The sequence below is a fragment of the Holdemania sp. 1001095H_141210_F2 genome (assembly GCF_015558105.1).
Taxonomy (GTDB): Bacteria; Bacillota_I; Bacilli_A; order Erysipelotrichales; family Erysipelotrichaceae; genus Holdemania.
Map to the genome: position 1 here is coordinate 22,731 of NZ_JADNPO010000031.1, position 14,504 is coordinate 37,234.

The following is a 14,504-nucleotide window of genomic DNA, read 5'->3' on the forward strand; positions in this document are numbered from 1 at the left end:
ACTCCATCCCAACAAAGTCAGAATGGAAAAAATCATATCTATTTTTTCAGCAAGTATGCCCTGTCAGCCAACCATGGGTCATTGCCATACCGACTGAATTGCCTGCCATCGGCGTGCTGTAACCTAAGCCATAACGGCCACCTAAACAATTACCCGCCGCATACAGGTTGCCGATCTTTTCCCATTGTGTATTCAGCACGTTTTGTTCCGCATCCGTAACCAGTCCCGACAACGTAACCATTGACGGATTGCCGCCATGACTTAAATTTCCAGCTCCGCCATAGAACGGCGCTTTTTCAATCGGGATCATGAATTCTTTATCTTTGCCATAATCTGTATCTCCCTCGGTCGAATGGCATAACTCATTATAATGCGCAATACTGTCAAGAAAATTCTGTTTTGCTTCCCCCTCATAACCTAACAAGTCTGCCAATTCTTCCAGCGTATTGGCAGCAAAAACCGTACCCTTCATCATTTTCCGTTCTGCCAGATTTGCCCCAGTGACTGTCGAGCCTTCCGGATTGCCGATCTCAACCGCATCCATATCGGCTTTCAATACATCGTAAAAATCATCCATGCCAAAGTTAGGCGCTCCGTGATCCAGCGGCGCCTTCGCTACAGTTTCGCTCCAGTTCGCATCCGTGACATAGCAAGCTAAGCCTGCCAGCTGACGTTTAGATACGGAACCCAGCCGACTGATTGCGCCTTCGTTGCAGAAACGTGTACCTTCAACATTCAGCATCAACACCGGACAGGTTCCCCAAGGACCGCTTACACCGCCTCGCAGCGCCATCTATCCACGCGGGGAATCTTCAATCATGCCGCCAGCCCAACAGCCCATTTTATGACCGACTCCTACACGAATCGTCGTGCTCGCTCAATCTTCAGCCTTTTTCCATACGCTCTGCCCATTCCATGCCTTCATTCAGTAAAGCTCAGCACATTTTAGGATCGCCAATGAAGTCACCGGCGGATAAGATAACACCTTTGCTCGCTGTGAATTTAATGTATTCGCCGACGGTATTCCTTGCAATTAACCCCATGACTGTCCTGTCATCCGCCTGAATTAAGACAACACCGGTATGCTCGAAGAACCATCGGCTCCATGTTCCTGCATATATTTAACAATGTATTTGTGGACAAATTCAATATTATTTCCCTGATAGCTATAGAATTGCGAATTGCATGGCCATGTTTTCTAACCACCGCAATGGATCAGATAGGAAACCTTTGCCCCGCTGTAAGCTACTTTATGTTGCATAACGGATATTGGGCAAGATTCGAAATAAAAATAATGATCAGATCCTCATCCTGTTTTCTGATTTTAGCGGCTGCCTGCGTTTCATCCATTTGGATATCCAATAACGCAAGATCAAAAGAATGCGGAGGTATGGAGGAAAAACTTTCACCGTCCTGAAATACAGTAATTTGCAAGTTTAACTTTTCATCATGCTGGATCCGATTCAGAATTTCCTCCATGCGTTGGATTTCCGGCAGAGAATCTTCTATCAGCGACACTCTGATCATCATCCTTCCCCTCCTTGTGTTTCCTTGTGAAATCTTTACGTTATTCGTATCATCCCGTAATTTCAGAGACCAAACAATCCGGATTCAGAAAAGCAGATTCTCGTACAAAGACTATTTGAACATTTTTAGCGACTGATTGAAAATCGTGATCTTCTTTTTTCAGTGGCAATTCGTGATATAATGAACGAAAAGAAAATAGGAGAGGATTTTTGATAGATGAATACAGACAAAACGATGGTCATGGCGATCAATTTTCCATTCTGTCTGCAGGAAGTAAACTTAGCGCATCCTTTTCAGATTCTTGGGGATTCACAAACTATGCTGGATTATGTGGAAGCGTTGAGCCGTGAGATCCACAGTGCTGCGGCTGATTTTCAAGATGTTACTTTTACTGCAGTAAAGTTTGCTGGATGTCCAACGATCATGAACGCGGATAAATTAGGAATGTTATTGCATCAAATTCGACAGGAATATCGGCTAGCGGATTTCTGCGAGGTGAGCATTGAAACGTTGCCCAATACTGTATGTGTCCCTTTATTAAGTGAATTGAATCATGGACAGCCTACTCGTTTCCAACTAAGAGTTCATTCGCTGCAACCACGAGAATTGCTGATATTGAAAGTTCCGTTTATCCTGTCGGATGTTCAAAATGCGGTCTTATTTTTGGATAGATTCCGGGTTAATAATGTTTCTATGGTATTAGATCTGGGAATTCCTGGACAGACGTTTGTTTCTTTAAAGCGCACATTGCGTTCTTGTTTGGAAATGGAGCCGGATCATCTGATGCTGCGGCCGTATTTAGGACCAAGAGGACAAGCTGATCAAAAATTACAGCGTCGAATGTTACTTTCCACAGATGCGTATTTAAAAGAGCAGGGGTGGATTGCATATGCGCCAGGACTTTATTGTAAAAAGGAGTGCCAAGATCAGTTCTTAAGTCAATTATGGTTGCAAGGCGAGGTTGTCGGCTTTGGTTTAGATGCTTATTCATGCTTTGATGGTTATCAGTACAGGAACACACGAAACTTGGAAACTTATATAAAGGAAGCTGATAATTGTCAGCAGTTAATTGAAAATCCTCAGGCTTTATCTTCGGAAGAAATGGCTATGCGAAAACTTCGCGGGCAGTTATTATTGGACCAGCAAGCTGCCGCTGAAGGATATACAGAGTGTATACAAAGTGAAATTGATTCTTTTATACGTCAGGAATGTCTTATCAATCGAGAAGGAAAATTATCTTTATCCGCTGAAGGATTGGGAACTTTCTGGTTTAGCTTATTGAATGATGCTTATTATTAAAAACTGATAAAGGTCAGGAATGTCTTATTGGAGACAAACCTGGCCTTTTCCTAAAATTAGTAATGAATATTTTCAATAAAAATTGAGGATATTCTGGTGCGAACCAGAAGTGAACATGAAAATCCAGGGAGGTTCGCACCGGAAAGATGTGAAAATTGAAGGAAATATTGCAAGTGTATCCAAGATTGTTTATCATAGAATTGAAATAGGAAACAAGTAAAAGTCATTGAGTTTCTTATTTGCGGTTCGCATCGCTCACGCGGTGCGTGGATTGAAATACCGCTGTCCCACTTAATTTTCTGATCTTTTTTGTTCGCATCGCTCACGCGGTGCGTGGATTGAAATCTGATACGCTGGTATTAAGCTTGAACATCTCCCTGGTTCGCATCGCTCACGCGGTGCGTGGATTGAAATGTTGAGATTGTCGATTTCAGACTTTATTTTTTCGTTCGCATCGCTCACGCGGTGCGTGGATTGAAATCCAGAAGCCTCTGCGGCGCGATTCCACCGAAGACGTTCGCATCGCTCACGCGGTGCGTGGATTGAAATGTTGAGATTGTCGATTTCAGACTTTATTTTTTCGTTCGCATCGCTCACGCGGTGCGTGGATTGAAATCCAGAAGCCTCTGCGGCGCGATTCCACCGAAGACGTTCGCATCGCTCACGCGGTGCGTGGATTGAAATCCTCAGCTGTATACCAACATATGTGAAAATTTCTGTTCGCATCGCTCACGCGGTGCGTGGATTGAAATCCTGCAGGGTACAAGCATAAAAAAGGTACACTGTGTCGCATCGCTCACGCGGTGCGTGGATTGAAATTTGGAATGCGGACGATTAACGTCACACAGGGGTATGTCGCATCGCTACGCTGTGCGTGGATTGAAATCGGGCTGCTTCGAGCCATTGCAGATCTCCTCCCGTCGCATCGCTACGCTGTGCGTGGATTGAAATACGGATGTAAGTTTCTACCTATAATTCTTTAAAGTCGCATCGCTACGCGGTGCGTGGATTGAAATGATACACTCATAAAAATAATGGACAAAATGAGAGGTCGCATCGCTCACGCGGTGCGTGGATTGAAATCTCTTTCTTAAATTTATCCATAACCTTAAGACATGTCCCACTGGCAGTGCGTGAATTTTTGCCAATCGTTTTATAACTAGAATTTTATCTCAAGCAATGTATTGATTGTTATGGTATAACGCCGTTTTTTTGTTGTTAATCTAATTGATAGAAGTTGACTTTAGTTAAATCTTATTTTCTGGTAGGAATAATTAGAAAATGGGATATAATATAATTATTAAAGACTGTTGTATTAGGAGGTGTGTTTATGTTATTAGCACACTGGGATGGGGAAGAACAACGAGCACAATCCTTAAAAGATCATAGTGAAAATGTAGCAAGAATGATGGAAGAAAATTGTTTTTCGCTTGGCCTTACATCAACTGGACGATTAATAGGATTACTCCATGATGCAGGGAAAGCCAATCCTGTATTTCAGCAATATATGCTTGAAAATCAAACAGAGAAGAAAGGGAAAATTAATCATTCGGCAGCAGGTGCTCAGATACTAAGGAAACTATTTTTTGGTAAGGAATTTTGGACAATGCCGAAAAAACAGCAACAATTCAGAACACTTCTATTTCAGCTATGTTCCATCGCGATATTAGGACATCATCGTGGATTGATGGATATATATGATCCAAATGGGAACTCTCCTTTTGAGTGGATGCTGAATGCTGAGGAAAACCAATCAGTTCATGATTCGTTTTTCAATGAATTAAATTGTAAAGAAGAGATAAATCAGCTTATTGAAAAAGCACAAAATGAAATAATTCAATTAAATACCCGAATAAATATACTTGTAAAAGGACATTCCTTTGAAATAAATGATGATAAACCCAAAGAGGCGAAGTTAGAAGAAGGAATGTTCACCTATGGACTGATCGAACGTTTTCTTTTCAGTAGTTTAATAGATAGTGATCGTCTGGATACAGCTTGTTTTCTAGATAAGAAAAATATTCCGGTAGCAGAAAATAGGATAGAAATCTGGGCAGAACTTCAGGAGAGATTGAATAAAGAATTATTGGGTTTAGAAAAACTCAATCCATCACAAGCTTCTTCGACTTTAAATCAAATTCGCAAGCGAGTGAGCAAATCATGCTTAAACGCAGGAAATTGGCCCTCAGGAATATATCGATTACAATCAATAACTGGATCCGGAAAGACCCTGGCAAGTCTCCGTCTCGCTTTGCAACACGCTTGTAATTTTCCTGAAACAAAACATATTATTTATGTTATTCCTTTTCTGAGTATTTTATTGCAGAATTCACAAACTATTAAAGAAACCCTCCATTTAGAAGAGCATTCGGACTGGATTCTTGAACATTACTCTGACTTTGAGAATGAGTTAATAAATGCATCAACAAATGATAATTTACAAAAACAGGAAGAACTTCAGGAATATGAATTGCGAACAGAGCGCTGGGATTCTCCAATAATTATTACGTCTTTGGTTCACTTTATGGATACATTTTTTTCCGCAAGGAAAAAAGATGTACGCCGTCTTCATCAGTTAAGCAATTCCGTAATTATTTTTGATGAAATCCAATCTATACCGGACAACTGTATCGGAATGTTTAATAGTGCATTAAATATGTTTGAACACTTAGCCGATGTGAAAGTTGTTTTATGTAGTGCTACGCCGCCACTTTTGGAAAAAATAAAACATCCATTACAATGGTCGCAATACAAAGATATCGACACGAATTATTCAAAAGATATGAAAAAAATTCATCGTGTTTTTGTTACAGATAAGACAGATGTACAAAATTGTTTCTCAGTTGAAAAGATTGCTGAACTTGCTTATGAAAAGCAGCAAGAGCGATCTAATGCATTAACGATTATGAACACTGTATCCGGAGCTACTCGCGTATTTGAATGCTTAAAGAAGAAATTTGAGCAAATTCCAGAGATGAATCGGCCACTCTTAATTCTCTTGACAACAAATTTATGCCCTGATCACAAAAAAAGACGGATACAACAGATGATTAACGCTTTGAAAGAAAATATTCCAGTCTTGTGCGTGAGTACATCCTTGATTGAAGCCGGGGTGGATATCAGTTTTGATGTTGTTTTACGTGCCTGTTCAGGATTGGATTCATTAATTCAGGCCGCTGGAAGATGCAATCGACATGATCATAAAAAGCTAGGCGAACTCATTGTCTTTTATTCGTATGAAATTGATTTTATGCATGAATCAATCACTAAGAATACAACCATTTCACAGTTGACAAGAAAATTGATCTGCTCTCATTATGTATTAGATAAATTCAAGAAAGCTCCAGAAGATTTTGAAAATAATATATTATCAAATAAGGCTTTGGAAATGTATTATTCTCGATATTATAAAATTATTCAGGATCAAGTTGATTATCCTGTAACAAGCCAGGGTTTTACATTATATGATCTGAATTCTTTCTGTTCTTGTTGGCAGACTGAAATTTCAAAGGCAAAGAAATCAGGTACAAACTGGATGATGCATCAAGCTTTTGAAACTGCAGGAAGGTATTTTAAAGTGATTGAAGATTATTCAATTGGGGTTTTAGTCCCTTATGAAAAAGGGAGAGAACTGATTGAAGAATTGAACAGTGGAAATATTAAATTCCAGCCAGATAATTTGCGAAAATTAAAATGTCAAGCTCAAAATTATAGTGTTAATCTGAATGAATCCTATATTCGGAAACATAAACAGAATTTTAGTTATTTTGAAGCGGCTGATCTTTATTGCTTAAAAGAAGGCTGTTATGACGAAGAAAAAGGTGTGACTGATTTCGAAGCACAGTCATGGATTATTTGAAAGAGGTGAGAAAATGCTTTATGACAATAAGATTTGTTTCCGTGTCTGGGGAAATGAAGCGCTGTTTACAGATCCACTTACCAAGGTGGGCGGAGAAAAATTCAGTTATCCTGTCCCGACGTATCAAGCTCTGAAAGGAATCACAGAAAGTATTTATTGGAAACCTACATTAATTTGGGTTATCGATCGTTGCCGGGTGATGAAAATCATTCAGACGCAGTCAAAAGGGATTCGGCCAATTCGATATTATTCCAACCAGAACGATTTATCGCTGTATACTTACCTTCATGATGTTGAATATCAGGTTGAGGCTCATTTCATTTGGAATGAAAAACGAGCGGATTTAGCGCAGGATCGCAATGAACATAAGCATTATGATATCGCTAAAAGAATGGTTGCTCGCGGCGGCCGCCGAGATATTTTCTTAGGCACGAGAGAGTGCCAGGGTTATGTTGAAACTTGTACTTTTGGAGAAGGAACTTCACCTTATGATGAAGCTGAAGAGGTAGCTTTTGGTGTTATGTTTCATTCGTTTATCTATCCTTCTGAATCACAAGATGAAAACTTAAAATCCTGTTTCTGGATGCCGATTATGAAGAAAGGTGTGATCGAGTTTATTTCACCGCAGTCATGTACAATGATCCGGGAATTAGGGAAAATGTCGGAAAAGCAGTTTATTCCCGGCGTGAATATGACGATGGAGGACAAGTGACATGGGATGGATACAAAACTTGTGTTCAGTTTATGATCAAAATCTCGAAGAAATAAAGGCAGAAACAAAAGGCCTTTTACCGATCGGGTACATAGAGCAAGCAGCTCAGTTAGAAGTATGGATTGATCAAGGCTGTTTTGAATATGCGAGGGTTTTGCCTAAATCTGAATCCATGACACGAATCCCCTGTACTATTGAATCTTCCAGCCGGTCTGGTAAAAATCCAGCGCCTCATCCGTTATTTGATAAACTTAAATATATTGCGAAGGATTTTGATCAATATTCAGAAGAAGGCGGAAGTTATTCTCAGTATCGCTTATTTTTGGAAGCTTGGTGTAAATCCTCTTATGCGTATCCATTAGTGCGGGAATTATTTGAATACTTAGAAGCGGGGACTTTGATTCAGGATTTAGTTGAGGAAAAAATACTAGTCCTTGACGAACAAGGAAAACTAATTGAAAAATGGAAAGGTTTAGAAAACAAACCAGCGATTTTTCAAATAGTTACGGGAACTCAAGCCGATGCCTTTGTCAGATTTGTTGTCGATGGTGTTCAATTGTGGAAAGATCCCAATTTAGTGGAATCCTTTACTCATTTTTATCAGGATCAATTGAGGAAGAAGGAAAGAATTGATTTAGACTTAATCACAGGTCAACAGATGCCTGTAACTATGAGAATTCCGTCAAAAGTTAGAAATTCTGCGGATATGAGTAAATTGATTTCATCCAATGATTCTCAAGGTTTTACATATCGCGGTCGGTTTGTAAATCCGGAAGAATCGATGAGTATGGGGTACGAATCTTCCCAGAAGGCAATTAATGCACTAAAATGGTTAATTAATAAACAAGGCCGCACTTTTGGAGAAGCAGTATTTGTCAGCTGGGGGAGTAATATTACAAGTCTGATCGAGTTTAATGAAAGTGCTGATTTATTTGATCTTGATGAAAATCTGCCAGAGTTTCAGTTTGATACTTATGAAAAATTTTCTAAAGCTTTAAATCAAGCGATGAAAGGATATCTGTCAAAACCTTTGATTGCGAATGAAGAAGTTATGACATTGGGCTTGGAAGCTGCAACTCCGGGACGACTTTCAATCATTTATTATCAACAAACCAGCAGTTCTCAGTTATTTAGAAATGTTTTATTTTGGCATAAGACGATAAGTTGGTATAAAACCCTATTTTACAAACAAGCAGAAACAGGAAAGACGATTTCACGTCAAACCATAGGATCGCCGGACATGAATAAAATCATCAAGACATTATATGGTGAGTCAGTCAATCCTAAATTACTTGCATCTTCAGCAAAAAGACTGGTTAAATGTATTCAGGAAGGTCAGCCATTACCACGGGATTTCATGCAGAAAGCGGTCGTAAAAGCTTTAAATCCTTATGGGAAAAGCGCAGATGAATACAATCAGATTTTAGAAGTCTGCTGCGCGGTGATCCGGAAATATTACATTGATGAAGCCAGAATAAATGGAAAAGAGGAGGAAATGCCTGTGAGAACAGATTTGGAATGCAAAGATATCAGTTATCTTTGTGGCCGCGCTTTGGCAGTAATGAATTTTATTGAAGACAAAGCAAAACCAGAGAATGAAAAGAAACGTGAAACGAATGCTATGCGGTATATGGGCCAATTTTCACGTTATCCGCAATCAACATTGATTAGTTTGCAAAGTAAACTTCAGCCCTATTTATTAAGATTAAAAACAGATTATTATGAATATCTTTTGAGTGATATTCTTTCTCAGATTGACCCAAAACAATTTGAAGATGCACCTTTATCAGGTAAATTTGTTTTAGGTTTTCATGCCCAACTTCATGATTTAAAGTACGGCTATAAAAAAGATCAAGCTAAGGCTGAAAAGGAGGATTAAGTGTATGAGTTTAACGAACAAGATTGATTTTGCGGTTGTTTTTTCAGTGAAGAATGCCAATCCGAACGGAGATCCATTAAATGGTAATCGTCCGCGGACGACGATGGATGGTCGTGGAGAAATCAGTGATGTTTGCTTGAAACGAAAAATCAGAAATCGGTTGATGGATCTGGGTGAAAATGTTTTTGTTCAAAGTGATGATAAGAACTTAGATTCCTATCGAAGCTTGAAGGATCGGGCGGATGCTTGCGCGGCGTTTAAAAATGAAAAAGATAAAGAGAAAGCAGCCGCTGCAGCTTGTAAAGAGTGGTTTGATGTGAGAGCTTTTGGCCAGGTTTTCGCTTTTAAAAACGCAGGCGGAGCTAAAGGTGAAGGGGTTTCAATCGGCGTAAGAGGTCCAGTTTCAATTCATCCAGCGATCAGTGTTGATCCGATTTTTGTGAATGAGATGCAGATTACCAAGAGCGTGAATAGTGTTACCGGTGATAAAAAATCTTCGGATACGATGGGGACAAAGAATACGGTAGACTTTGGAATTTATGTGACTTATGGAAGTATTAATTGTCAGCTGGCGGAGAAAACTGGATTTAGTGAGAAGGATGCTGAACAAATTAAACAATGCCTGATTACGTTGTTTGATAATGATTGTTCTTCGGCACGTCCTGACGGCAGCATGGAGGTTCTGGAAGTAATCTGGTGGAAACATAATTGTCCATCGGGTCAGTATTCTTCAGCGAAGGTTCATCGTAGTTTAGAAGTACGAAGAAAAGAGAATGTGGAAATTGGCAGTAAAATTGAAGATTATGAAATTATCGTCCATGACCTTGAAGGACTGACTCCGGAAATTATCAGTGAGTTATAGCGAAGATCAGTATTTAAATTTAGCTGGCATCCAGCATTTCAGCTTTTGCCCTCGTCAATGGGCTTTGATTCATGTCGAACGGCTTTGGGAGGACAATTCACTTACTATTTTAGGTCAAATTGTTCATGAAAAAGCACATGACGAAACACAGCTTGAAAAAAGAGGAAAAGTAATTATCACTCGGAATTTGCCCGTTTATTCAAAGACATTGGGAATAAATGGGTATTGTGATGTAGTGGAATTCCATCAGGATGAAGATGGGGTTCCACTCATTCATTTTGATGGAAAGTATAAATCTATTCCTGTGGAATACAAAAAGGGACACAGTAAAACAATTGACGCTGATCGGCTGCAGCTCTGCGCTCAAGCTATGTGTCTTGAAGAAATGTTGGTTTGCGAGGTTAATATTGGTTATTTATATTATGATGAAACAAGAAGAAGGGAAGAGGTCAGTTTATCTCAGGAATTACGCGATCAGGTAAAAACAGATTACAATATGATGCATCAGTATTTATCCAAAGGATTAACGCCAAGAGTAAGGAAAAGTAAAAAATGCCAATCTTGTTCTTTGAAAGAAATTTGTTTGCCAGGATTGACTGTGGAATCTGCGAAAGCTTATATAACAAGAAAACTGCATGAGGAAGAAGTATGAGAAAAATTGGAAATACGTTATATATAACGCTACCGGATGTTTATCTTTCTTTAGATGGTGAAAATGTTGTTATTTTGAATCAGCAAAAAGTGATAAAACGAATTCCATTACATAATTTAAGCAGCATTGTCATGTTTAATTACCAGGGAATCAGTCCGGCATTGATGGGAAAATGTATGTCACAGAATATAACGCTCAGTTTTCTTTCACCTGCAGGCTATTTTTTAGGCCGTGTCGTTGGAGAATATCAAGGTAATGTTTTACTTAGAAAAAAGCAAATACTTGTTTCCGAGAATAATCAGCAAAGTGTATTGATCGCGAAAAATATGATTTTAGCCAAAGTTTATAACAGTAAATGGATTCTTGAACGTGCTATTCGCGATTATCCGCTGCGAATTGATATTGAGAAAATGCGAGCAATTTCCAAACAATTGAGTGAAATACTCAATTCGATTGAGAAGGTGCAGAGTCATGACGAACTGCGTGGTTTTGAAGGCACGGCAGCGAAATTGTATTTTAGCAGTTTTGATGATTTGATTTTGCGCCAGAAAGAAGACTTTGTTTTTACCACAAGAACCCGGCGGCCTCCTTTAAATAAGGTGAATGCCCTGCTTTCTTTTGTTTATACTTTGTTGTCTCATGACTGTGCCTCGGCGTTGGAAAGTGTGGGGTTAGATTGTTATATTGGTTTCTTTCATATTGATCGACCCGGTCGAATGTCTTTGGCTTTGGATTTGATGGAAGAATTCCGCCCTTGCCTGGCAGATCGTTTTGTTTTGTCATTAATTAATCGTAAAGAGATAGATAGCTGTGATTTCTTTGATTATGAGAATGGCGCTGTTTATTTAAATGATGATGGAAGAAAAAAAGTAATCCAAGCCTGGCAGCTTAAGAAAAATGAAGAATTAACACATCCTTATTTGTCAGAAAAAATGAATTGGGGATTAGCTCCTTATCTGCAAGCTCAATTGTTATCGCGCTACTTAAGGGGAGATTTAGATGCTTATCCGCCATTTATGTGGAAGTAGAGGCAGTTTATGTTGGTTTTAATTACTTATGATGTGAATACGGAGACGAAAGCGGGGCGGACGCGTCTGCGGAAAGTTGCTAAGCAGTGTGTTAATTATGGTCAGCGAGTCCAGAACTCAGTTTTTGAATGTTCTTTGGATAATGCAAAATTAATAGAAGTGCAGCATTTGTTGGAGGGCTTGATTGATAAAAATGTTGATAGTTTGAGATTTTATATTCTCGGCAATAAATATAAAAATAAAGTAATTCACATAGGTGCAAAGCCAAGCTTTGATGTCAATGATCCACTTATCATTTGAATAATAGTTTAGTGCGAACCTGAAGTAAACATAAAATGTCTGGAGTGTTCGCACTTAAAATCAGGCTAAGTTTAATGAAATATCACAAGTTAAATTTAATGAGTTAATTAAGTTCTTAAATAAGAAACTATATTCTATATTTTCGTTTCTTATTTGCGGTAGCATCGTTTGCGTACGATGCGTGGATTGAAATCTGCCCTGGGGCATACTGATTTTCATTATACATGTAGCATCGTTTGCGTACGATGCGTGGATTGAAATGGCGAAAATCATGGCTATGTTTGAAGCTATGAAAGTAGCATCGTTTGCGTACGATGCGTGGATTGAAATTTATGTAGAATTTCTGGAAAACCAGAAACGGATCTAGTCGCATCGTTTGCGTACGATGCGTGGATTGAAATTCCAATATGCTTCAGCTTTGGGATTAACACCAAAGTCGCATCGTTTGCGTACGATGCGTGGATTGAAATCGATTGTATGGTCGGTGGAGCGGATTTATCGAGTCGCATCGTTTGCGTACGATGCGTGGATTGAAATGTCCTCTGTAATGACAAGACCATCAAAACGTTTCGTCGCATCGTTTGCGTACGATGCGTGGATTGAAATAGAATCCAGGATCAAACGGGCTGCAAATATCATTGGTCGCATCGTTTGCGTACGATGCGTGGATTGAAATACCTCTTCCGGCTCTGCATTTAATCCGGTTATCGTCGCATCGTTTGCGTACGATGCGTGGATTGAAATCCCCCACACCAGTAATGACATCGACTGCCATGACGTCGCATCGTTTGCGTACGATGCGTGGATTGAAATGGCACTGGCGACGTGATCATTATTTCGGGCACCGTCGCATCGTTTGCGTACGATGCGTGGATTGAAATCTGTGCGTCATTGTCAAGCAGCAGATAAGCATCTGGTCGCATCGTTTGCGTACGATGCGTGGATTGAAATCTCTTGAAGCAAACACATTGCATCATATTTATCCGTCGCATCGTTTGCGTACGATGCGTGGATTGAAATCACTGGTCCGTAAAATCGAATGACAATCTGAATCTGTCGCATCGTTTGCGTACGATGCGTGGATTGAAATGAAAACTGACTCCTCCAAGTACCGGCCAACCTTGTCGCATCGTTTGCGTACGATGCGTGGATTGAAATGTCGTACATGATATCGAGTTCTTCTTCAGTAAAGTCGCATCGTTTGCGTACGATGCGTGGATTGAAATCGACCAAAAAGCAGCACGATCGCACAAAGGAGGAAGTCGCATCGTTTGCGTACGATGCGTGGATTGAAATAGCCCATCGAACAACCTTAATATTTGTCCCCATAGGTCGCATCGTTTGCGTATGATACGTGGATTGAAATTTCAGAATACAGGGGTTGCTGTTAGATCTATTCAAATCCTATTATCAGCACCCAATGTAAGGAACAAAACTAAATAGGTTATACCATTTATAAATGTAATGTTGATCAAATCTCGAAGTATACAGGAAGTATGAGACAAATATCTATGAGGTGGAATCTATTGAATATTAAAGATATGATGCGAACCCCCGGATGGCATTTTAAGACTGAATAAACACAGACATCTCCGATCCATTTAGCAATTCCTTGGAAATAGACTCTGATAATTAGTAAACTGTGGTATACTAAAGAAAAAGGAGTGATCCCGATGCAAGCCAAGAATGCCCCGCGCTATCAACAAATCGCAGCGGATATCGCTGCTAAAATTGCCGGCGGCGAATATAAAATAGGAGATAAAATTTTTGCCCGTTCCTCCCTGGCTTCACAATACCACGTTTCCAGTGAAACAGCGCGCCGCGCTATTTGCGTTCTTTGCGATATGAAAATTGTGGAATCCATTCAAGGCGTAGGCGTGGTGATTCAATCGCCGGAGAACGCCGTAATGTATGTCCGTCAATTTGATGAAGAATATACGATATCCGCGATGAAGGAAGGTTTAATCGAAGCGCTTAACGAACAAAATCAAAGAAATAATGAAATTAAAAACCAATTAGAAAGCTTGCTGGATACAGTAACACGTTTCAAAGCTTTGAATCCTTTCATTCCCTATCAAATTGAATTGACCGAAACCATGAACCACATCGGGAAAAATCTCTCTGAAATTAATTTCTGGCATAACACGTTGGCGACAGTCATCGCGATCCGGCATCAGGAAGAACTGGCTCTTTCTCCAGGGCCTTATGCTCGATTACATGTGGGGGATATCATTTATTTTATTGGTCAGGAAGACTGTATTATCCGGGTCGAACAGTTCTTCAGCGGAAATCATTAGTTCTCAAATCGTTCAATAACGGACGATTTTTTTCGGCTCTTTCAAAAATAGTGTTGGTGAGAGAAAAACCGAAACAAGAAAGACGCAGA

At 39.6% G+C, this 14,504-nt stretch carries 11 protein-coding genes and 2 CRISPR repeat arrays; of the genes, 9 read left to right on the plus strand and 2 right to left on the minus strand.

Annotation, left to right across the window (positions count from 1 at the left end):
- Positions 1-46: 46 nt before the first annotated feature.
- Both I2G61_RS16550 and I2G61_RS16555 read right to left on the minus strand, forming a co-directional pair.
- Positions 47-793 (minus strand): FAD-binding protein, encoded by a 747-nt coding sequence (locus tag I2G61_RS16550; RefSeq protein ID WP_229100767.1) that lies wholly within the window; start codon positions 791-793, stop codon positions 47-49.
- 452 nt (positions 794-1,245) lie between these two features.
- Positions 1,246-1,530 carry a hypothetical protein gene (locus I2G61_RS16555; protein WP_229100768.1) on the minus strand — a complete coding sequence of 95 codons (285 nt, stop codon included), beginning with the start codon at positions 1,528-1,530 and terminating at the stop codon, positions 1,246-1,248.
- A gap of 213 nt (positions 1,531-1,743) precedes the next feature.
- Here I2G61_RS16555 and I2G61_RS13920 point away from each other — a divergent pair, with 213 nt between their 5' ends.
- From I2G61_RS13920 to I2G61_RS13960, 9 genes are all read left to right on the plus strand, one after another.
- Positions 1,744-2,826 (plus strand): hypothetical protein, encoded by a 1,083-nt coding sequence (locus I2G61_RS13920; RefSeq protein ID WP_195548365.1) that lies wholly within the window; start codon positions 1,744-1,746, stop codon positions 2,824-2,826.
- Positions 2,827-3,012: 186 nt separating this feature from the next.
- Positions 3,013-3,909: a CRISPR direct-repeat array (repeat unit 21 nt; unit sequence ACGCGGTGCGTGGATTGAAAT).
- A gap of 247 nt (positions 3,910-4,156) precedes the next feature.
- Positions 4,157-6,685: a CRISPR-associated helicase Cas3' gene (gene cas3, locus I2G61_RS13925; RefSeq protein WP_195548366.1), complete on the plus strand. Its 2,529-nt coding sequence runs from the start codon at positions 4,157-4,159 to the stop codon at positions 6,683-6,685.
- A 13-nt stretch (positions 6,686-6,698) separates the two neighbouring features.
- On the plus strand, positions 6,699-7,397 hold the full coding sequence (cas5c, locus tag I2G61_RS13930; RefSeq protein ID WP_072684720.1) for a type I-C CRISPR-associated protein Cas5c: 699 nt from the start codon (positions 6,699-6,701) through the stop codon (positions 7,395-7,397).
- 1 nt (position 7,398) lies between these two features.
- Positions 7,399-9,276 carry a type I-C CRISPR-associated protein Cas8c/Csd1 gene (gene cas8c, locus I2G61_RS13935; protein ID WP_195396022.1) on the plus strand — a complete coding sequence of 626 codons (1,878 nt, stop codon included), beginning with the start codon at positions 7,399-7,401 and terminating at the stop codon, positions 9,274-9,276.
- Positions 9,277-9,280: 4 nt separating this feature from the next.
- On the plus strand, positions 9,281-10,138 hold the full coding sequence (cas7c, locus tag I2G61_RS13940) for a type I-C CRISPR-associated protein Cas7/Csd2 (protein ID WP_072684722.1): 858 nt from the start codon (positions 9,281-9,283) through the stop codon (positions 10,136-10,138).
- Positions 10,128-10,790: a CRISPR-associated protein Cas4 gene (gene cas4 / locus I2G61_RS13945; RefSeq protein ID WP_195548367.1), complete on the plus strand. Its 663-nt coding sequence runs from the start codon at positions 10,128-10,130 to the stop codon at positions 10,788-10,790. Before cas7c ends, cas4 begins: the two co-directional genes overlap by 11 nt.
- Positions 10,787-11,818, plus strand: a complete 1,032-nt coding sequence (cas1c, locus tag I2G61_RS13950; protein ID WP_072684724.1) for a type I-C CRISPR-associated endonuclease Cas1c — start codon at positions 10,787-10,789, stop codon at positions 11,816-11,818. Before cas4 ends, cas1c begins: the two co-directional genes overlap by 4 nt.
- Positions 11,819-11,827: 9 nt before the next feature.
- Positions 11,828-12,118 carry a CRISPR-associated endonuclease Cas2 gene (cas2, locus tag I2G61_RS13955; protein WP_072684725.1) on the plus strand — a complete coding sequence of 97 codons (291 nt, stop codon included), beginning with the start codon at positions 11,828-11,830 and terminating at the stop codon, positions 12,116-12,118.
- 158 nt (positions 12,119-12,276) lie between these two features.
- Positions 12,277-13,484: direct repeats of the CRISPR family, unit length 35 nt; unit sequence GTCGCATCGTTTGCGTACGATGCGTGGATTGAAAT.
- Between the two features lie 307 nt (positions 13,485-13,791).
- On the plus strand, positions 13,792-14,415 hold the full coding sequence (locus tag I2G61_RS13960; protein ID WP_006060981.1) for a GntR family transcriptional regulator: 624 nt from the start codon (positions 13,792-13,794) through the stop codon (positions 14,413-14,415).
- Positions 14,416-14,504 lie beyond the last annotated feature (89 nt).